This is a genomic window from Streptomyces sp. NPDC056600 (genome assembly GCF_042792855.1).
Lineage (GTDB): Bacteria > Actinomycetota > Actinomycetes > Streptomycetales > Streptomycetaceae > Streptomyces.
On sequence record NZ_JBHTVQ010000004.1, the window covers coordinates 12,144 to 30,694 of the forward strand.

The window sequence follows — 18,551 nt, forward strand, 5'->3', positions numbered from 1 at the left end:
ACCGGAGCCGGGGGGATCACTGGGGCCGGGGGATCACTGGGCCGGGGGGATCACTCCACGGTCACGACCACGGAATGCCGGCCGGTGGCGCCGTCGGGAAGCGTGCGGGTGCGTCTGCCGGTCTGCACGAGGCCGTCCCGGTCGGTGGCGCGCACGGTGAGGGTGTGGCCGCCCCGGGTGGCCGGCCAGGCGAGGGACCACTGACGCCAGGTGTCACGGGTGGCCTCGGCCGCCAGGTGCGCCTCCTGCCAGGGACCGTCGTCCACCCGCACCTCGACCTTGTCGATGCCCCGGTGCTGCGCCCAGGCGACGCCGGCGATCATCACCGTGCCGGTTCCGAGGCGGGCGAACGGCTTGGGCGTGTCGATCCGGGACTGGGTCTTCACCGGCGCCCTGCGGGCCCAGCCCCGCCTGACCCAGTACGGGTCGTAGCCGGCGAACGTCGAGAGCTCGATGTCCTCGATCCACTTGCAGGCGGACACGTAGCCGTACAGGCCGGGGACGACCATCCGCACCGGGAAACCGTGCGCGAACGGCAGCGGCTCGCCGTTCATGCCGACCGCGAGCAGGGCGTCGCGGCCGTCCATCAGCTCCTCCACCGGGCTGCCGATCGTCATGCCGTCCACCGACCGGGCCACCAGCTGGTCCGCCGGGCCGCCCCCTGACGGCGGCCGCACCCCGCACTCGGCGAGCAGGTCGGCCAGCCGGACGCCGGTCCAGCGCGCGGTGCCCACGTAGGGGCCGCCGACCTCGTTGGAGACGCAGGTCAGGGTGATGTCCCGCTCGATCAGCTCCCGGCGCAGCAGGTCGTCCAGGGAGTACACGGCGGGACGGCTCACGCCCTTGCCGTGCACACGCAGCCGCCAGCGGGAGGCGTCCACCTCGGGCACCACCAGGGCGGTGTCCACCCGGTAGAAGTCCCGGTTCGGGGTGACGAACGGGCCGACCCCGGCGACGCGCAGCCCGGACCGCCTGGGCACGGGCCGCGCCGGCGACCCGGGACGCGGCAGCACGACCGCGGCGCGTGAGGCGGCCGCGCCCTGACCGTGCCGGGCGTTCAGCGCCCGGCCGGCCACGCCCGCCACGCCCGCGCCCACCGCGGTGGACGCGACGGCGACGACGAATCCGCGCCGGCTCCGTCCCGTGGGGGCCGCCGCAGGCGTCGTAGCGGCCGCCGGGGCCAGGCGGCTCACCAGCAGGGACAGGAGCACGGCCCCCGTCGCGGCGCCCACGGCCGAGGGGAGTGCGTCGACGACCCCGGCGGAGTCGGGACGGCCGACGGCGACGGCCGCCCCGACGCACCCGAGGAGCAGGACACCGGCGATCCCGGCCCACCGGTACCGCACCGCCACGACGCCCAGGCCCAGCGCCAGCACCGACACCACGGCGAGGATGCCGAGCTGCAGCACGAGCTTGTCGTCGGCGCCGAACTGGCGGATCGCCCAGTCCTTGACCGCGGCGGGCGTCACGTCGACGGACGCGCCTCCCACCGCGACGACCGGACCGGACCGCGGGCGCCGCACCGCCGCCGCCACCAGCTCGGCCGCCGCCAGCGCCGCGGCGCAGGCCGTCAGCCCGCCCAGCGCCGCGCGTGACCACGGCCCCGGCCGGCCCGGCCCGCCCCGCTGATCCTTCTCCTCGACCCTCACACCGGGAATCCGGTACCGCCCCCGGGGGCGGATTGGTCCCGGACCTGATCAGGTGAAAAGAAATCCCGGACCCATCCCCCTCGCGTTCCGCAACGAATTCCCCGGTTGAGGACCGACGGCCGACGGCCCGCCCGGTCACCCCTGGGACGGGCGGCAGCCCCCGGGACAGGGCGGCAGCCCCGGGGACGGGCGGCGCGAACGCCGAAGGCCGGAGGCGAGTGCCCGCGAGGCGTCACACCTCGCACGCACCCGCCCCCGGCCACGGTTCGACGCTGTCGGCGCCGGGCTCCCGGCGCCGGCGGACGGCACCTCCGGATGCCGCCCCCTAGGACTTCGCGTACCTGTTCGCCATCTGACCGGCGAAGTCGTACACCGTGCAGGGCTCGTCGCCGACGGTCCACGCGTCGTGGCCGGGGGAGCACACGAACACCTCCCCGGGGCCGACCTCCAACTCGGCGCCGTCGTCCATGCGGATGTGCATCCTGCCCTGCACCACCATCCCGTTGTGGTGGACCTGGCAGCTGTCGGTCCCGGCTATCGGCGCGAGGTCCCGCGACCACCGCCAACCGGGTTCGAAAGTGGCCACCGCGCAGTCCAGCTCCGAAAGGTGGACCGCTTCGAGGTGACCGTGCGGGAAGTCCCGGTGCTCGTCCGGCTTACTGGGGGTCTTGACCTCCAACATGACGATGCCTCCTTTGAGCCACACATCCATCGTGTGCACCGTTCGGCCCCATGTGCAACGTCGTGCCGGGTGCGATGGGGGTCGTCCGTCGCGAGGACACGCAGGCACACGCATGTGCACGTAGGTACACGTACTCACGACACGTGCACGGCTCGTCGAAAGCATGGGGAGCGACACTTCCCCGGGGGGACACCATGAACGCTCGCACCCTGATGCGCCTGACCTTCGCCAACCCCGCCTCTGCCGCCTATCTGGGCCTGTTCGGCGCGTCCGTCGCGTTCGAGGTGGCTGCCGCGCTGCTCTCGGACCCGGGCATCGTCGGCATATGGCCCGTCCTCATCGCCGCACCGACCTCCCTGCTGGCGGCGGGGCTCGACGCGGCGATCGGGGGTGCGGATGCGTCGGTCTGGTTCCTGGCCGGCGGGGTCTGCGTCAGCGCCCTGATCCAGTCGTTCGTCCTGGGAGCGTTCCTGGAGTTCCTGCGCGGTCGGCGCCGAGGGCCGGCCGGGCCGAGCCGCGGCTGACTCCCTGCCCGAGCAGCGGCTGACCCGCCGCCCGAGCCGGGCCGCCCCGCTCCGTTCCGCCCACGGCACTCGGCCTCCCGCACGACGAAGGGCCGGTCCGGAAGGCTCTCGCCTCCGCACCGGCCCTCTTGCCCACGCCACCGTCCAGCCGTCGGTCAGAGCCCGTCGACCGGAGCCCGCCGACCAGAGGTGATAGCCCGTCGGTCAGAGTCCGCAGGAGCCGCTGTCGACCTGGAAGTAGCGGCCGTTGGACCAGCGGCACAGCCGCATGCCGACGACGACGCCGACGATGGTCACCAGGGCCGGCAGGTACCCGCCGGCCACCTGGATGATCGGGATCGCGGGGCACCCGCCCGAGATCGCCCAGCCGGTACCGAACAGCACTGCTCCGGGGACCACGCCGCCGTGGATCCGGCCGGGCGTGCGGCGGACCCGCAGCAGGGCGAAGGCGACCGCGATGATCACCACGGCGCCGGCGAAGGACAGGAACATCCGCAGGTCCTGGAAGGTGAACATGCGGTTCAGCTCGGCGTAGTCGCCGAAGCCGATGTTGGCGACGGTGTAGCCGAGGCCCAGTCCGGTGACGACGGTGGCCAGCAGAATCGCGCCCCGGGTACGCATCAGATCACCTTCCACAGGAGGAACGACACCGCGACGGCGGTGCCGAAGAACACGGCGGTCGCCACGATGCTCACCGGGCTCAGCCGGCCGCAGCCGTTGAGCCCGTGGCCGGAGCTGCACCCGCCCGCGAGCCGCGTACCGAAGCCGACCAGCACGCCTCCCACGAACAGCAGGACGGTCATCAGGAGCGGATCGGCGGTCACCAGGTCCCGGAACCCCGGCCCCATGTCGAGGCGGAGTTCGAACCGCCCGGAGGTGACCGCGGCGATCAGCCCGCCGACGAAGACCGAGATCAGCAGGGCGGCCTGGGTGAACAGCGGCGCCGGGCGCCTGCTCGTGGCCGCGGAGGGGTCACTCACCGGCGGCTCGACGTCCGCCTCGTCCACCTGGAGCGTGCCCGGCTGTCCGTACGGGACGTGTGGCGCGGGGGACGGGGCCGGGGACGGGGCGGTGCCGAAATGCTCCGCCGTGGCCGCGGCGAGCGCCTCGACGAGAGCGCGGTCGTCGGCGAACTCCTCGTCCAGCCGCTCCATGCGGCGCTCGCGCCGCCAGTGCACCACGCGGTCCCACGCGGAGGACACACCGAAGGACCGGTCGGTGGCGAGGGCGTAGTAGACGGTGACCAGGGCGAGCCCCACGGCACCCGCCCACCAGGGCCAGTAGCTAGTCATGCGGGTCGGCTCATCCAATCGGTCAGTCGAGCCCACAGGCCGCGCTTCGCGCGGGCCGCCTGCGGCTGCCGGGTGCGCTGGGCGGGCCGGGCGTGCTCCTGTGAGGCGTAGGGGGGCGGTGCCGGCCGGCCCAGCGTGATCGGCATCGCCGGAGCGCCCGTCGCCCACGGAGTGACGCTCTCCGGAGCCGCGACCCGACGCCCGGACGGCGCGGCCGGCCGGACCGGCTGCGGGACCGGCGGTGGCTGGGCCGCATAGGCGCCCTGCGGCGGTTGGGTCGCGTACGAGCCCTGCGGCTGGGTCGCGTAGCTCCCCTGCGGTGGCTGGGTCGCGTACGAGCCCTGCGGTGACCACGGCTCCTGCCGCACTGTCTGCGGGGAGGCGTGCCCCGCGGCGGGTGCGCAGGTCCCACCCGTGTCGGCGGCGTCCTCGAGATGCCGCGCCTGGGCCCCGTTGGGCAGCAGGCTGATCGGCACGCGTTCACCGGTCATCGACATCTTGTAGCGCGCGCAGCCGAGCCACTGGTCGTTGCTGTCGCAGTAGTAGTCGCGCCAGCCCCGCAAGCTCTCTCTGAGCAGCGGGAACAGGGGACACCCTGTGGCGTGCGAGCAACCCACGTCGCTTCCTCCGATCGGCCGCACCGCCTCTGTGAAAAGGGCAGCCGCCGTTCTCGATTTCTTGCCTTCGCCGTCGCGGCGGCGACCGTGAACTCGAAGCGACGCCGTGACGGCCTGTCATGCAACGGAGGGGCGCCTCCGTTTCTCCGACCGGGCGTGATGGAATCACCGTTCCGCATTCCAGGCAACTTTCCAGCAATTCATCGAGCCGGAGCCGATCGATATTGCCGAGTGAGTGGTGCCATGCGCCCGCCCATGCCCTTTTGTCTTCCCATGTCAGGACATTCAGGGGCGACGGAAACGCCGCCGAGAGTGTCACGCGGCATCACTGACTGCTTTCGTGTCGATGCTGCACCCATTGTTTGCGGGGACGGTGAGCGCACGGAATGCCTTGTGGTGAAAGCGTGAATGCGCGTGTGGAGAAATTGTCAATTTTCCATGCCCCCGGTGCGGGCGCCGCTCATCGGGAAACGCCGATCGCGGCACGTCCGAGTCGCCGCTCATCGGTCAGCCCTTCCAGTGGCGCGCGTGCGCGCCGTCGAGGAGAGAACCGCCTCCCTCCTCCGGCCGGCGCACCGCCCGACTGCTACCGTCCGCCCCCATGTGGGCTCAAGGAATCGTGGCCGGCCGAGCGGCGTGGCGGCACACCCCCTCCGACGTGGTCTTCCGCGCCGTTCCCGGTGGGACCTTCCGGATGGGCCTGTCCGACGAGGAACTGATCGCCGCCCGCGCCCTCGAGTGGATCGGCGAGGCCGATGAGAGCCTCGCTTGCTTCTTCGCCGCCGCGGGCCAGGCCCGGCCGGTGCGGGAAGTGCGGGTCGAGCCGTTCCTGATCGCCCGGCATCCGCTGACGGTGGCGCAGGCACGGCACTGGCTGCCCGAGTACGAGGACGCCTTCGCCGAGTCGGACACGGAGACGGCTCGTCTCGACGACGACCTGGACGACCTGCTCGAAGCGCTGCCCTTCCGGCTGCCCAGTGAGGCGGAATGGGAGTACGCCGCCCGCGCGGGCACGACCACCCTGACCTTCCGCGGCAACGTCAGGCCGGACGAGGACCAGGTCCTCGGCGACTTCGCCGACGAGGAACGCGTCGCCGCGAACGAGAACGCCTTCGGGCTGGCGGCGATGGGGTCGGCCAACGAGATCTGCGCCGACGTGTGGATCCCCCACTTCACCGACGCCCCGGCGGACGCCCGTCCCCGCACCGGGGACGGACCGAGGGTGGTGCGCGGAGGCGGCGGCGACCTCTCCCCGTGGCAGGGCTGCGACGAATGGACGCTCCTGTTCTCCGCCACCCGCGGCCCCGAGCAGGACTTCACCGCGGTCCGCCCGGTCGCCCCCGTCCCGAGCGGTTGACAGGGCGGCGCGGGGAGCCGCTGTCCGGCAGACCGTGAAGGCGCCGGGCACGACCCGGCAGCGTAGGCGGACGGAGATTGCCCGGTCCCGGCATGGTCAGGCACCCCCGGTTCCCGCGACGATGTCGGTGTCTTCAGGCCCGGGCGTGATGTGCGTTCCGGAGCCTGTCACGGCTCGGAGCGGAGCAACACCATGGCATGGGTAGTGGGAACGGGCGCCTTCTTGGGGCTGCTGGTGATCGCGGCGGGAATCGTCACACTGCGGACAGGGTGGATCGTGCCTACGGCGCGCCGCCACGTCGCCAGGCCCCGGCTTCACGGCCTCGGCGCCCTGTTCACGGGCAGCTCCGTCGTCCTGCAGAGCCTCTTCTACTTCCGCGTCCTGCCCGGCGTCTCCTGGGACGTCCGCTTCTTCGGCGGGAACGCGATCCTGCTCGCCGGGCTGCTCCTGATCGGCCTCAGCCAGGTGCTGCCGCTTCGCGGAAACCCGGATCACGCCGACGCCTCAGCCACCTGAGGCGTCCGGCGCATCACGGCAGCCGGACTGGAACGGCGAACGGCCCCCGACCGGGCAAGACGGTCGGGGGCCGTTCTCCGTGGGTGTGACTCCGGGGCGTGCGGGACACGCCCCGGCCGGACTACTGGTGCTGGACCGTCTTGAGCGACTCCAGGTGGGGGTCCGCCCCCGTCGGACCGCTGCGGGCTACCGTGGCGGGCTGTCCGCCGTTGGTGCGGGCCGCGTAGGCGCTCTGCCGGGAGGCCGTCGTGATGGCGCCGTCGTAGTACGGCTGGTACACGAACTGGCTCGCGCTCGCGCTGATCGCCGCGCCCGCGGTGTCCAGCGCGGCCTTGGAGACCGAAGCCGTGCCGCCGAAAGCGGTCACCGAGTTCGTCCCCGCCGACCCACGCAGCAGGTAGCTCTTGGCCTCACCGGAGAGGCTGTCCTTGGAGGTCCACAGGACGGGGCCGAACACGTTCATGGCCGCGCCCGCGGAGACCCCGCCGCGCCAGGATTCGGTGTAGGCGAGCGCCGCCGTGCTCGGCGCGCTCCACCAGAACTTGGCGACGGCGACCGAGGTGGCCTCGTGGGTGGAGGCCGTGATCGGGTAGTACGAGTACGTCGACGGCCAGTTGGAGAACTGCGTGTGCGTCAGCGCGTACTTCGCCGAGGAACCCACCGTGATGATCATGGTGTTGTTCGGGTTCAGGCTGTTCAGGTACGACTTCACCGACGACGACAGCGAGTTGCCGTTGTTGAGCACGACGCTGCCGGCACTGCTCGTTCCGTCAGCGCCGGCCGCGGAGGCGGCCGCGAGCGCCGAGTGGTAGTCGGTGCCGGTAGCCAGGAAGACGTACTTCGGGCTGCTCGTCACCGACTTGGCGACGGCGACCGAGGTGGCGTAGCGGTCGGCCCCGGACAGCCGCTTCGGGGTGAAGCCGAGCGACGTGACCTGCGAGGAGACCGTGCTGGTCAGGATGGACGTGCCACCGATGAGGTAGACGGCCGAGCCCGGCTTCAGGGTGCGCTTCAGCTCGTTCTTCACCGCGGTCGTCAAGCCGCTCTTGCTGGTCCCGAGCACCGGGCCGTGCTTCTTGCCGGCCAGGGCGGGCGCGGTGAGCGAGTACGACGGGGAGTCCCGGTTGATCAGAACGGCGGCCTTGGCATCCATCAGGCCCGGGACCTTGGTGCCGCCGTAGGTGTTCCACGTCCAGCGCGAGGACGCGATGTTGCTGGCGTAGACGTCGGAGCCCCAGACGCGGCCGGCGGTGTTCTTGCGCAACGGCTGCCAGCTGGGGTTGCTGCCCTGCGGCGTGCCGGGGACCGCGGTCGTCACGCCGGTGGCCACGTCGACGTACTCCGTGGTGTGCACGTCGGTGCTGTCGCCGGAGGTGTGGACGTCGGTGATGATCCGGGCGCCGGTCGGCGACCAGGACGGGTTCGCGTAGCCGCGCCCGTCGGTGGTGATCTGCTGGGCGTCGGTGCCGTCGGCGTTCGCGACGAAGAGCTGGCTGAACCCGCCGCCGACGTGGCGGACGAAGGCGAGCTTGGTCCCGTCCGGGGAGAACGCGGGCTGCGCGGCGTCGGTGATGACACGCTTGACCGTGTTCGCGGACGAGTCGTAGACCCAGACGCCGTCGTTGTCGTAGCAGCCGTAGTTGATGCGGCGGGAGAAGGCCACCAGGCCGCTCGGGCTGACCGTCGGGTCCTCGTCGCAGACGGTGGCCGGCTCCTGGGTGGCCGACAGCAGGGGCTTGGGAGCCCACGAGGCGTCGGAGGGGCCGTAGACGAGCTGGCCGCCGGTGGAGTAGACGACGTACCGGCCGCCCCACCAGAAGGTGATGTCCTTCTGCTCGGCGCTCGAGCGCACGCCCTCCGCCCAGGGGAGGGTGAAGCGTGAGCTGCCGTCGGGCCGTTCGCTGGCGAGCTCGCCCCATTCGGAGACGACACGGCTGCCGTCGGGGGCCCAGGCGGCGTAGTACCCCCCGTGGCTGCCCACCGGGGTGGCGGTACCGGTGGCCGGATCGACCAGCGTCGGACCGTCGGTGAGGATCTTGCCCTCGGTGCCGGGCCAGGGCCCGGCGTCGTTGGCGGCGGCTCCAGGAGCGCCCGCCAGGATGCCCACCGCGGCGAGCGCCGCCGCGGTCGCGAGCGCCGCGGCACGGCGGCGCGTGAACAGTCTCAAGGTGTCGACCCCCCAGGATCACGAACACAAGCCCCACACGGGGCTGAGCAACTGTAGATCCCCCCGCGACGCAGGGGAACAGAGTTCCGGAGCGCGCAGCAACATCAGTGGTCGTCGGCAGGGGGAGCCGCCGGGCCTCTCACCAGGCAACTTCCCGAAGCCAGGGAGACGAGGCGGGCTCTGGACGGGGGCGGCACGGTGCGTGTTCGATGCGATCCGTGACGAGCGAGAGTGAAACCACCGCGGCTGGCGCGCCGCTTGTGCGGATCGTCCACGCCGAGGCCGGGGAGGGCGTTGTCGGGGTGCTGGTGGGCATGGCCGCGAACGTGGTGCTCTTTACGACCATGGACGACCTGGGCCTGTCGGGCACGGGAGGACGCCCTCAGACCGCCGTGGCTGTTTTCCTGCTGCTGCTGTGGGCGGTCAATCTGCTGGCCACACGACCGCGTCAGCTGTGTGCCTTCGGCTCCGCCGTGGCGGTCGGTGAAGCGGCGGTGTCGCGGCAGAGGGAGGAGCGGAACCGGCACCTTCGACGTGGCAGCCTCCGCATGGCAGCCATCGGCCCCGTCATGCTGCTGATCGCCTACGGCTTTCACGCGCCTTTCAGCGCCGCGGGTCTCCAGCTGATTCTGGTCCTCAACCTCGTGTACACCTGGAAGACCGCGAGCTGGTGGGAGAGGCAGCACGGGGTCCATCTGTGGAAGCCGCCGCTGTCCGCCGTGGGACGTGAGGCCTACCGCGCATCCCCCGTCTACGTGACGCCGGCCGCGGTCGGTGACCGAGGATCTCCGACCCTCGCGGAGCGATGATCCGCCGTGCGGACGGTGACGGACCAACCTGAGGTCCGTGGAACGGCGACTGTCACGACGAAGGGCCAGTTCGCGAGGCTTCCGCCTCTGAACTGGCCCTTCTTGCTGTGCCCCAGGCAGGATTCGAACCTGCGACACCCGTTTTAGGAGATCCCTCCGGGCGAGGCTGTGACCTGGGTAAATGGTCGCCGATGCCTGTTTGACCTGCAGAAATGCGCCTCGCCATTTCTCAGCCGTTCGCAGTAATTCCCGGCCTCATGTGTGCTGTAGGTGTGCTGCGGACGATCCGGTCAGGCCGACCGCCGTTCAGTCTGCCGACGGGCCGGTCCCTGGCTGCGGGAGGTGGTGTGGCTCTCGGAAGAGCTGAGCGAACGGACCGGACGCCGTTAACCTGGGACCCTAGAAGCACACGGCGCGATACAGCGGAGGGGATGCCGATGACCACCGCCCCGAGCGAGGTTCCTCACCCGCCGCAACCGACGGCGCACCCGTTGCGGACCATCCGTGACATCCGGGAGTCCCTGCCGGATGACCAGCGCCGGCACTTCGATGCGGAGCTTGCCGACACGGAGATCGAGGCTCTGCCCGAGATGCTGAACCGCTGGGTGGCCCTGAGCAACGACGGCTTCGAGGAGTTCCTGCTGTCCCGGCCCTTCGAGGGCATGGAGTTCGGAGCCCGCTCCTACGACGAACAGCCGGACGCCGTGTGATCACCATGGCCGAGATCGAGGCAGGCGTGGACGCCACGACGGACCCCGTGCGCAAGGCCCGCTACGCGCAGGCGCTCGCCGCCGTACGGCACGACTACGCCGGGCGCATCGCACCGATCGGTGAACCGGAAGCAGCCGCGTACCTGAGCATCCACAAGGCGCTGAAATCAGCCGGCGCCGGCATCGACCCACCGGACGCACTGATCGCCGCCACGGCCCTGGCCAACGGCTGGACGGTGGCCACCCGCAACATCAAGCACCTGGCCCGGACCGGTGCCATGGTGATCAACCCATGGGAACAGTTGGTCTGACCAGGGCGTGAGGGACCGTAGGCGTGCACTGCAGAGGCCGCCCAGGGAAGTTCCTGGGCGGCCTCTGCAGTGGTGCCCCCGGCAGGATTCGAACCTGCGACACCCGCTTTAGGAGAGCGGTGCTCTATCCCCTGAGCTACGAAGGCAGGAGGCCTGGCCGAGGGCCGGACCGCCGGGGGTCAGTGTAGCGGGTGAGGGCTCGTGGGTGAGGGGAGTATGCGGCGTGAGCTGCGGTCGTCGGGGGTGTGGGCCACGGGGGCCGGTGGGCCTAGGCTCCGCGGCATGGACAAGGAGCCGAGGGGCGAGCGGTGCGGGCAGTGCGGGGCCGGGGAGCTGGAGCCCGGGTTCGTGGAGGACGCGGGGGAGGGGTCACGGGGATTCGCGCGGTGGGTGGCCGGGCCGTTGGAGCGGGGGATCTTCGGGGGCGCCAAGCGGTTCGGGCGGGAGCGGTGGGAGATCGAGGCGTTCCGGTGCGTGGGGTGCGGCCACCTGGAGTTGTACGCGCGGCACCGCGCGTAGGGGCGCCTCCGGGCGACCTTGAGGGGTGAGGCGCGGGGACCTGCGGACGTAGGGGTGCGCGGCAGCGACTCGGGGACCGTGTGGCCGAGGTGCGGGAGGTCGGGCGTGGAGGGGTGGGCCGGAGCCGCGCCGGGGACCGTGAGGCCCGGCGTGGTCAGTCGCGGGTGACGCGGAGGCGGTAGGTGTCGCCGGGGCCCTTGGCGAGGACGCGGAGGCGGATGCCGTTGTCGCGGTCGGTGAAGGTGTCGCCGGGGGTCAGGGTCGCGTCGGAGAGTTCGGCGTGGACGTTGGGAGCGTGGGTGCAGCCGCCGCTGTCGCGCCGGTGGTCGTGGACGGTGACGGGCCCCTGGCCCGTCTCGACGCCCGCCTCGACGCGGTAGACGAGGACACCCGGTCGGCAGACCAGTTCGTCGTTGCCCTCCTGGGTGCGGACCTCCACGGCGTAGCTGGAGTCCTCGTCGAGCGGCAGGACGACCAGTTTGGGGCCGCCGGCCCGGGCCAGCGGGGTCAGCACGTGGTCGGAGGTGGAGTCGGAGCGTGCCGCGCAGCTGACCTGGCCGGCGTCCAGCCAGCCGAGTTTCCACTTGTGCCAGCCCAGCAGGTCGTTGTTGGCCCCCCAGTCCTCGCTCATGATGTCCCAGTGGCCGGCCGCCCCGCCGCCGTCGTGGGTGTAGAGGTCGGGCAGCCCGAAGACGTGGGCGTTCTCGTGGGGGAGGACCCGGTAGCCGGTGCGGCCGTAGCTGCCGGAGCCGTCATCCTGGCGGGAGTAGACGAACGAGGCGTGCGAGACGGGGACTCCGTCGGCGACCGGGGCCTCGGTGTTGGCGGCGAAGGTCACCGAGAGCACGGTGTCCAGCGCGGAGGGGCCGGCGTTGGGGGTGACCAGGATGTTGAGCAGGTCGTAGCGGCGGAAGTCGACGTCCGCGTCGGCCTCGTCGACGATGTCCTCGACCAGCCCGCGGTAGGACGGGTCGAACGGCGCGCCGCGCTCTATCCCGTACTCGTCGAAGTCCTTGGGCATGCGCAGCCACCGTTTCACCGGGGCGTCGGCGCGGTAGTCGAGGCGGCCGTAGGAGCTGGTGCGGAACCAGTCCTGGGTCTGCGGGAAGAACTCGGCGTACCGGTCCATCGCGTCGCCCTCGCCGTGGGCGTCGGGGAAGTCGACCATCAGGGTCAGGGCGCGGACGGTGCCGGTGGCGGAGGAGTAGCCGGCCGGGGTGGGCACGCCTTCGGACATCTGGGCGTCCAGGCCGCCGCTGATCATGCAGGGGGCCAGCCCCACGGCGGCGCGGGCCGGAGGGACGGGGCCGGCCGTGGTCGGGTCCTCGGTGCGTTCGTTCACCGCGGAGGTGCACACGGCGAGGCTGAGGGCGCACAGGGCGGCCATCGAGGCGATCCGACGGGAACGGGTGAGGCCCGCCCCGTCGCCCGGTATGGAGCGGCGGTACACGCTGCGCGGCATGCTCGGCCTCCCACTCCGCCGTGGCGGCCGGTCGGTGCTCCGGGCCGCCCCTGCGATCACCCTCGGCCGAGCCGGTGACCGTCGCTCGCTGGGAGGGGCCGGTCGGGGGTTTTCGCGGAGAAGAGGTTTGGCGGAGGGCGCGGGCGTCGCGAGGCGCCGAACCTGCGGAGAAGGCCCGCGGAGAAAAGGGCCGAGCCCCGGACGTCCACGGGGGGAGAGGACGCCGAGGCTCGGCGGGCGGGACCCGATGCCGGGGGGAGTGCACCGGGGCCCGGTATGGGAGGGGCGGCCTGTAAGGGGCCGGCCCAGTTGTTGTGCCCGCGCTGGGGAGCTTCACGCGGTCGTTTTCCGCCGTTGCGCGAGGGCCGCAACGGCGGGATCACGGCGGAAAAGTCACGCTGCGGCGTCGAACCCGGTGTCGCGGGCCAGCTTCTTCAGTTCGAGCAGGGCGTGCTTCTCGATCTGCCGGATGCGCTCACGGGTGAGGCCGTGTTCCTTGCCCACCTCTGTCAGCGTACGCTCCCGGCCGTCCTCGATGCCGTAGCGCATCTTGATGATCGAGGCCGTGCGCTGGTCGAGGTGGTTGATGAGGCCGTCGAGCTCCTCGCTGCGCAGCAGCGTGAGCACCGACTGCTCCGGCGACACCGCGGAGGTGTCCTCGAGGAGGTCGCCGAACTGGGTCTCGCCCTCGTCGTCCACCGACATGTTCAGCGAGACGGGGTCGCGCGCCCAGTCCAGCACGTCGGTGACGCGCTCGGGGGTGGCGCCCAGCTCCTCGGCGATCTCCCTGGGCTCCGGGTCGCGGCCGTGCTCGCGGTTGAACTCGCGCTGCACACGGCGGATGCGACCCAGCTCCTCCACCAGGTGGACGGGGAGCCGGATGGTGCGGGACTGGTCGGCTATGGACCGGGTGATGGCCTGACGGATCCACCAGGTCGCGTAGGTCGAGAACTTGAAGCCCTTGCGGTAGTCGAACTTCTCCACCGCGCGGACCAGACCGGCGTTGCCCTCCTGGATCAGGTCCAGCAGGGGCAGCCCGCTGCGCGGGTAGCGGCGGGCGACCGCCACGACCAGACGCAGGTTGGACCGGATGAAGACGTCCTTGGCCCGCTCTCCCGCTTCCACCAGAGCCTCGAGCTCCTCGCGGGTGGCGTCGGACTTCGACTCCGCCTCGCCGCCGAGGATCTGCTGGGCGAAGACGCCCGCCTCGATCGTCTCGGACAGCTCGACCTCCTTGGCGGCGTCGAGCAGCGGCGTACGCGCGATCTCGTCCAGGTACATGCCGACCAGGTCGCGGTCCGCGATCTCGCCGCCATGGGCGCGAACGCTGCGTGCCGCGTCGGACGTCCCGCCGGAGGTGGCGGACTTGCGACGGGCGACGGCACGGGTTGCCATGCGTGTGCTCCCTAACGATGGTGGGCGGACGTTTTCCAGCTGTGGACGCCGGCCTCCCGGGCGGCCGTGAATCACCCCCGGCGGGCTCGGCGTGACGTTGAAGCGTGTGAGCCTCACTGTCACCGGGTGCCCGGCATCCGTGGGATACAACGACCGGAAATGGGACAGAATTCCCGCGCGGTCCCACGAGTCCCTCCCGCATGCAGTACCCTGCCCGCCCGCACCGCGGAGACGGAGGAACACGGTGGGTGAGGAAGTACAGGTCAGGGCCGGTGCCGAACAGGACCTCGGGGCGTTGACGGCCATCTACAACCACTACGTGTGTGAGACGCCTTACACGTTCGACACGGAAATCTTCACTCCCGAGGAGAGACGCGCCTGGCTGGCCTCGTATTCCCCGGAGGGGCCGCACCGCCTGCTGGTGGCGGAGGACGCGGGGACGGGGGAGGTGCTCGGATACGCGACCTCCGGCCGGTTCCGCCCGAAGCCCGCGTACCTGAGCTCGGTCGAGTGCACGGTCTACCTGGCGCCGGGCGTGACCGGCCGCGGGGTGGGAGGCCGGCTGTACGGGGCGCTGTTCGAGGCGCTGGCGGACGAGGACGTGCACCGGGCCTACGCGGCGATCGTCCCGCCCAACGAGCCGTCCGAGCGACTGCACCGGCGCTTCGGCTTCGAACCCGTCGGGGTGTTCCGCGAGGTCGGGTGGAAGTTCGGGCGGTACTGGGACGTGGCCTGGTTCGAGAAGGCTCTGTAAGGGATCGAGGAGATCGAAGGGGTCGAGGGGATCTGATCGGGCGGGGCCGGACCGGACGGTTCGGCCCGCGCCGGGCCGGCGGGCCGGCGGTGCGGCCGTACCGCTGGGGGCGGTCGTTACGGCTCGACGCGACGTTCCATCGCGGCCCGCGCCGCCGCCTCGGTCGGGTAGACCTCGCACATGTGGCGTCCGTCCGGCGTCGCCGTGTGCTCGACCTCCCACAGGGAGGTACGGCGGCCGCCCGGCAGCAGGAAGGCGTGCTCGTACAGGGACAGGCACAGCCCCGTCCCGGTGCGGCACGGCGGTCCGAAGGCCTGGATGATCTCGTGCGCGTACGCCGCCCGCAGGGCCGCCGCGGCGTCCGGGCCGGGGCGGTCCGGGTTCTCCGCGCGCCGCAGCAGCCGGCGCAGGTGGTCCGCCGAGTCGGCGGGCGCGTACGGCGGCGCGAAGCCCGTCAGGGGAGGCAGCCGCACCGGAGGCAGGCGCAGCGCGTCCATCGGCGCCAGGGCCGGCTCGTCGGACGGCAGGGGGAGCCGGCCCGTGGCCGCGGACAGCTCCTCCAGGTCCGCGTAGACCTCGTGCCGCACCAGGCCGCCCGCCGCGGTGTTGTGGACGAGCTCCCACAGCGTGAGCACGGAGCCGTCGGAGAGCAGCCAGGTGTGCCGGTGGGTCTCCCGGTACAGGCCCGCGCTGTGGTGGGCGGAATGGAGCGAGCCGTCGTACGCCAGCGCGGAGTGCAGCCGCGTCAGGACCTCGTCGGGCAGTTCGAAGGAGTTCAGGGCGCGGCCCAGGAGCCGGTCCAGGTGCTCCTCCGGGTACGCCGCTGTCTCGTACGGAACGCTCAAGGCTGCTCCCAGCGTCGCTGCTTGTCACCTTGTGGGTGCATACCGTAGCCCCTCGCTCGGACATCATGTCCGGGAACCGAGAAAACGTACGGTTGTTGAGACGCGTACTTCCCCTGGGAGGTTGCCCTGAGGCGGAGGCGTACGCCGGTCGTACGCTTGAAGGATGAGTTCCTCCTCCGACGACGCCGCGGCCGACGCCCAGGCCGACCCTTCGGCCGACGCCCAGACCGGTACCCCAGGCGGCACCGGCAGCACGCCGTCCGGCCCCGCCGCCGACGCCGCCCCGGCCCCCGCCCACGCGGCCGCGCCCCGTCGGCCCAAGGCCGCGCTGGTCTTCGACGACCCGCTGGACCAGCAGTCCTCCGACGACACCGACCGTGGCTGGGGCGAGCGTCCGCGCGGTGGTGGGGACGCCGCCGCCGACCTCCGCCGCTTCCTCGACGAGAAGCCGCCGCACCACCTCTGAGCCACCGGGCCCGCAGCCACTTCGTCCGCGGCCAGCCGCCGTGCCGGCGCCGTTCAACGCCCGCTCCGGAAGGCCACCGTGAGCCGGTCCTCCGGCGCCGTGCCGAGCAGGCGCACCGCGGCGGTGCGGGGCGCGGAGAGCACCACGAGCGCCCCGCCGGTCGCGCCGCCCGTGTCGAGGTCCGCCGGTCCGGGCGGCCCCGGCGGTCCGGGCAGCCGGGCGACCCGCACCCCGCGCGCCAGCACCCGCGGACGGCCTCGCGGCCCGGCGGCCACCACGTCGACCAGGTCCCCGCGGCGCAGCAGCGCCGCGACGGCCGGATCCGCGAGCCGCACCGGCGCCTCCACCCGCTCCCCGCCCGGCGGTGGTACCCCCTGAGGCGCGCCCCCTGCCCCGCTCCCGCCCGCGCGGGCCGACGGCACCGAGGTCTCGGAGGACGCCGAGGACGCCGCCGGTGCGGCAGGAGTGGCCGGCCCCGGGGCGAGGGCGGTCACCGCCACGGCCGTCAGTGCGGCGGCGAGCACCCGGGGCGCGGCGCGGACCGGCCGTCCGCCGCGCAGGCGCCCGCCGGGCACCCGCAGCGGGGCGAAGAGCGGGACGCTGCCCGGGGCGGGCACCCCGCCCGGCCCGAGCCGCCGCAGCGGGGCGTCGGGGGAGCCGGCGGCGCCGGAGCAGCCGTGGGCACAGGCGTCCCGCCAGGGCGGGGTGGCGGTGTGCGCGGTCGGGGTGCGCCTGGCCGCCGCGCGAGTAGGGGCGCAGGTGTTCGTGACGTTCACGTTCATGGGCCCACGCTGACCCATTTCCGCAACCCCTGCCGGAGGCTGTGGACAACCCTCGGCGAACCCTCGTCCACAGCTCACTCGGGAGAGTGAAGACCGGGGAGAAGACGCCAGGGCCACGGGGCTGAGGAGCTATAGGGCCAAAGGGCTCCAGAGCTACAAGGCCCCAGAGCTACGGGAGGGCGAAGCCCGGGTCCTGGGCGCCCAGCGCACCGGCGCAGAGGCAGGTGCGCGCGTCGGACGCCGGGAGCGCCGCCACCGCGTCGAACAGGACGTCCCGCATGCGGTCCACGTTGGCGCCGAACACCTGGAGCACCTCCTCGTGGGAGACGCCCTCACCGGTCTCGGCGCCCGCGTCCAGGTCGGTGACCAGGGTCAGCGAGGTGTAGCAGAGCTCCAGTTCGCGGGCGAGCGGGGCCTCGGGGTGCCCGGTCATGCCGACCACGGACCAGCCCTGGGCGGCGTGCCAGCGGGACTCGGCGCGGGTGGAGAAGCGGGGCCCCTCGATCACCACCAGGGTCCCGCCGTCGACGGCCTCCCAGTCGCGACCGCGCGCCGCCTTGAGGGCGACGGCCCGTCCGGCGGGGCAGTAGGGGTCTGCGAGGGAGACGTGGACGACGTTGGGGACGGTGCCGTCGGGCAGCGGGAGCCCGTCGAAGTAGCTGCCGGCCCGGGACTTGGTGCGGTCCACCAGCTGGTCGGGCACCATCAGCGTGCCCGGCCCGTACTCGGGCCGCAGGCCGCCGACCGCGCAGGGGCCGAGGACCTGCCGGACGCCCACCGACCGCAGCGCCCAGAGGTTGGCCCGGTAGTTGATGCGGTGCGGCGGCAGGTGGTGCCCGCGCCCGTGCCGGGGCAGGAACGCCACCCGGCGGCCGGCGATCTCGCCGACGAACAACGAGTCGCTGGGCTGCCCATAGGGGGTCTCGACCGCGACCTCGGTCACGTCGTCGAGGAACGAATAGAAGCCGGACCCGCCGATCACGCCGATCTCGGCGCTCACCGTGTTCACCATGGCCCGAACCTTAGGCCCTTCCTCGCGGGGACCGACACGGCCCGGCCACCGCAGCTCACCGTCCGGCCCCGCACACCGCCCCCCTGCGCTGCCCCGCACACCGCCCCGGACCAGCCATGCCCTCATGACACGCGAAGGCCCCGCCTCCTCCCGGTGACGACCGGGAGCGGAGCGGGGCCCGCGAGGTGTGGGTCAGGCGGCCGAGCTGCTGCTCGACGAGGAGGTCGAGGCCGGCGCCGACGAGGCGGCGGGGGCCGACGTCGACGACGTGGACGAACCCGACGTCGAGGAGGAGGACGAGGCCGACGAGCTCGAGCCGCTGCTCGAGGAGCCGGACTTCGCGGCCGGGGAGCTGCTCGACGAGGAGCCGCGGCTGTCGTTGCGGTAGAACCCGGAGCCCTTGAAGACGATGCCGACGGCCGAGAACACCTTCTTCAGGCGGCCCTGGCAGTTCGGGCACTCGGTCAGAGCGTCATCGGTGAACTTCTGCACCGCCTCGAGGCCCTCGCCGCACGCGGTGCACTGGTACTGGTAGGTCGGCACTGTCTTCCTCCTGGCACTCTCACTCAATGAGTGCTAACGACGATCCATCTTGACGCATTCCTCGCCGTCAGTCCACTGCCGCACCCCGTCCGGTGACCGAAACCACTGCGCGGACCACCGCGGAAAGCGCCGCGATCCC

21 protein-coding genes and 1 tRNA gene are annotated in these 18,551 nt (G+C 72.4%); 9 read left to right on the forward strand and 13 right to left on the reverse strand.

The genetic code is table 11. The features are described from left to right. Positions 1 to 50: 50 nt before the first annotated feature. The gene (locus ACFRAV_RS03270; protein ID WP_382551405.1) at positions 51 to 1,583 is read right to left on the reverse strand and encodes a molybdopterin-dependent oxidoreductase; all 1,533 of its coding nucleotides are present in this window, start codon (positions 1,581 to 1,583) and stop codon (positions 51 to 53) included. 391 nt (positions 1,584 to 1,974) lie between these two features. Further along, positions 1,975 to 2,331: a cupin domain-containing protein gene (locus ACFRAV_RS03275; RefSeq protein ID WP_382551172.1), complete on the reverse strand. Its 357-nt coding sequence runs from the start codon at positions 2,329 to 2,331 to the stop codon at positions 1,975 to 1,977. A gap of 194 nt (positions 2,332 to 2,525) precedes the next feature. On the opposite strand from ACFRAV_RS03275, the gene ACFRAV_RS03280 reads away from it, so the two are divergent. Continuing rightward, positions 2,526 to 2,855: an SCO4225 family membrane protein gene (locus ACFRAV_RS03280; RefSeq protein ID WP_382551174.1), complete on the forward strand. Its 330-nt coding sequence runs from the start codon at positions 2,526 to 2,528 to the stop codon at positions 2,853 to 2,855. A gap of 204 nt (positions 2,856 to 3,059) precedes the next feature. On the opposite strand, the gene ACFRAV_RS03285 is transcribed toward ACFRAV_RS03280, so the two are convergent. Genes ACFRAV_RS03285 through ACFRAV_RS03295 form a run of 3 tightly spaced genes read right to left on the reverse strand, consistent with a single transcriptional unit; the run spans position 3,060 to position 4,764 of the window. Continuing rightward, positions 3,060 to 3,476 (reverse strand): YeeE/YedE thiosulfate transporter family protein, encoded by a 417-nt coding sequence (locus tag ACFRAV_RS03285; RefSeq protein WP_382551177.1) that lies wholly within the window; start codon positions 3,474 to 3,476, stop codon positions 3,060 to 3,062. Continuing rightward, the gene (locus ACFRAV_RS03290) at positions 3,476 to 4,147 is read right to left on the reverse strand and encodes a YeeE/YedE family protein (protein WP_382551180.1); all 672 of its coding nucleotides are present in this window, start codon (positions 4,145 to 4,147) and stop codon (positions 3,476 to 3,478) included. Before ACFRAV_RS03290 ends, ACFRAV_RS03285 begins: the two co-directional genes overlap by 1 nt. Next, on the reverse strand, positions 4,144 to 4,764 hold the full coding sequence (locus ACFRAV_RS03295) for a hypothetical protein (RefSeq protein WP_382551183.1): 621 nt from the start codon (positions 4,762 to 4,764) through the stop codon (positions 4,144 to 4,146). Before ACFRAV_RS03295 ends, ACFRAV_RS03290 begins: the two co-directional genes overlap by 4 nt. A gap of 619 nt (positions 4,765 to 5,383) precedes the next feature. Here ACFRAV_RS03295 and ACFRAV_RS03300 point away from each other — a divergent pair. Further along, on the forward strand, positions 5,384 to 6,121 hold the full coding sequence (locus tag ACFRAV_RS03300) for a formylglycine-generating enzyme family protein (protein ID WP_382551185.1): 738 nt from the start codon (positions 5,384 to 5,386) through the stop codon (positions 6,119 to 6,121). A gap of 192 nt (positions 6,122 to 6,313) precedes the next feature. Next, on the forward strand, positions 6,314 to 6,637 hold the full coding sequence (locus tag ACFRAV_RS03305) for a hypothetical protein (RefSeq protein ID WP_382551188.1): 324 nt from the start codon (positions 6,314 to 6,316) through the stop codon (positions 6,635 to 6,637). A 121-nt stretch (positions 6,638 to 6,758) separates the two neighbouring features. On the opposite strand, the gene ACFRAV_RS03310 is transcribed toward ACFRAV_RS03305, so the two are convergent. Then, the gene (locus tag ACFRAV_RS03310) at positions 6,759 to 8,804 is read right to left on the reverse strand and encodes a cell wall-binding repeat-containing protein (RefSeq protein ID WP_382551190.1); all 2,046 of its coding nucleotides are present in this window, start codon (positions 8,802 to 8,804) and stop codon (positions 6,759 to 6,761) included. Positions 8,805 to 9,022: 218 nt separating this feature from the next. Between ACFRAV_RS03310 and ACFRAV_RS03315 the strand changes: the two genes are divergently transcribed. The 3 genes from ACFRAV_RS03315 (at position 9,023) to ACFRAV_RS03325 (ending at position 10,634) form a co-directional block, all read left to right on the forward strand. After that, entirely contained in the window at positions 9,023 to 9,613 is a 591-nt protein-coding gene (locus ACFRAV_RS03315) for a hypothetical protein (protein WP_382551193.1), read from the forward strand. A 437-nt stretch (positions 9,614 to 10,050) separates the two neighbouring features. Further along, positions 10,051 to 10,323, forward strand: a complete 273-nt coding sequence (locus tag ACFRAV_RS03320) for a hypothetical protein (RefSeq protein WP_382551196.1) — start codon at positions 10,051 to 10,053, stop codon at positions 10,321 to 10,323. A gap of 5 nt (positions 10,324 to 10,328) precedes the next feature. Then, positions 10,329 to 10,634, forward strand: coding sequence for a PIN domain-containing protein (locus tag ACFRAV_RS03325; RefSeq protein ID WP_382551199.1), 306 nt, complete (start codon positions 10,329 to 10,331; stop codon positions 10,632 to 10,634). 70 nt (positions 10,635 to 10,704) lie between these two features. Here ACFRAV_RS03325 and ACFRAV_RS03330 read toward each other — a convergent pair. Further along, positions 10,705 to 10,780 (reverse strand) — tRNA-Arg (locus ACFRAV_RS03330). Between the two features lie 136 nt (positions 10,781 to 10,916). Here ACFRAV_RS03330 and ACFRAV_RS03335 point away from each other — a divergent pair. Further along, positions 10,917 to 11,153, forward strand: coding sequence for a hypothetical protein (locus ACFRAV_RS03335; protein ID WP_382551201.1), 237 nt, complete (start codon positions 10,917 to 10,919; stop codon positions 11,151 to 11,153). Positions 11,154 to 11,307: 154 nt separating this feature from the next. Here ACFRAV_RS03335 and ACFRAV_RS03340 read toward each other — a convergent pair whose 3' ends face one another. Together ACFRAV_RS03340 and ACFRAV_RS03345 are read right to left on the reverse strand one after the other, a co-directional pair. After that, positions 11,308 to 12,615, reverse strand: coding sequence for a M6 family metalloprotease domain-containing protein (locus ACFRAV_RS03340; RefSeq protein WP_382551203.1), 1,308 nt, complete (start codon positions 12,613 to 12,615; stop codon positions 11,308 to 11,310). Positions 12,616 to 13,008: 393 nt separating this feature from the next. Then, positions 13,009 to 14,010, reverse strand: coding sequence for a sigma-70 family RNA polymerase sigma factor (locus ACFRAV_RS03345; RefSeq protein ID WP_351113364.1), 1,002 nt, complete (start codon positions 14,008 to 14,010; stop codon positions 13,009 to 13,011). Between the two features lie 244 nt (positions 14,011 to 14,254). Here ACFRAV_RS03345 and ACFRAV_RS03350 point away from each other — a divergent pair, with 244 nt between their 5' ends. Next, the gene (locus ACFRAV_RS03350) at positions 14,255 to 14,764 is read left to right on the forward strand and encodes a GNAT family N-acetyltransferase (RefSeq protein WP_382551205.1); all 510 of its coding nucleotides are present in this window, start codon (positions 14,255 to 14,257) and stop codon (positions 14,762 to 14,764) included. Positions 14,765 to 14,880: 116 nt separating this feature from the next. Here ACFRAV_RS03350 and ACFRAV_RS03355 read toward each other — a convergent pair whose 3' ends face one another. Further along, entirely contained in the window at positions 14,881 to 15,609 is a 729-nt protein-coding gene (locus ACFRAV_RS03355) for a DUF6227 family protein (protein ID WP_382551208.1), read from the reverse strand. A gap of 163 nt (positions 15,610 to 15,772) precedes the next feature. Here ACFRAV_RS03355 and ACFRAV_RS03360 point away from each other — a divergent pair, with 163 nt between their 5' ends. Beyond that, entirely contained in the window at positions 15,773 to 16,075 is a 303-nt protein-coding gene (locus tag ACFRAV_RS03360; RefSeq protein WP_382551420.1) for a hypothetical protein, read from the forward strand. A 53-nt stretch (positions 16,076 to 16,128) separates the two neighbouring features. Here the strand turns inward: ACFRAV_RS03360 and ACFRAV_RS03365 are convergent, their stop codons facing one another. The 3 genes from ACFRAV_RS03365 to ACFRAV_RS03375 all read right to left on the reverse strand — a co-directional run bounded on the left by ACFRAV_RS03365 (position 16,129) and on the right by ACFRAV_RS03375 (position 18,412). Beyond that, positions 16,129 to 16,857 (reverse strand): hypothetical protein, encoded by a 729-nt coding sequence (locus ACFRAV_RS03365; RefSeq protein ID WP_382551211.1) that lies wholly within the window; start codon positions 16,855 to 16,857, stop codon positions 16,129 to 16,131. A 169-nt stretch (positions 16,858 to 17,026) separates the two neighbouring features. After that, positions 17,027 to 17,869, reverse strand: coding sequence for an S-methyl-5'-thioadenosine phosphorylase (locus tag ACFRAV_RS03370; RefSeq protein WP_382551214.1), 843 nt, complete (start codon positions 17,867 to 17,869; stop codon positions 17,027 to 17,029). A 192-nt stretch (positions 17,870 to 18,061) separates the two neighbouring features. Beyond that, positions 18,062 to 18,412 (reverse strand): FmdB family zinc ribbon protein, encoded by a 351-nt coding sequence (locus tag ACFRAV_RS03375; protein ID WP_351113370.1) that lies wholly within the window; start codon positions 18,410 to 18,412, stop codon positions 18,062 to 18,064. Between the last annotated feature and the right edge of the window lie 139 nt (positions 18,413 to 18,551).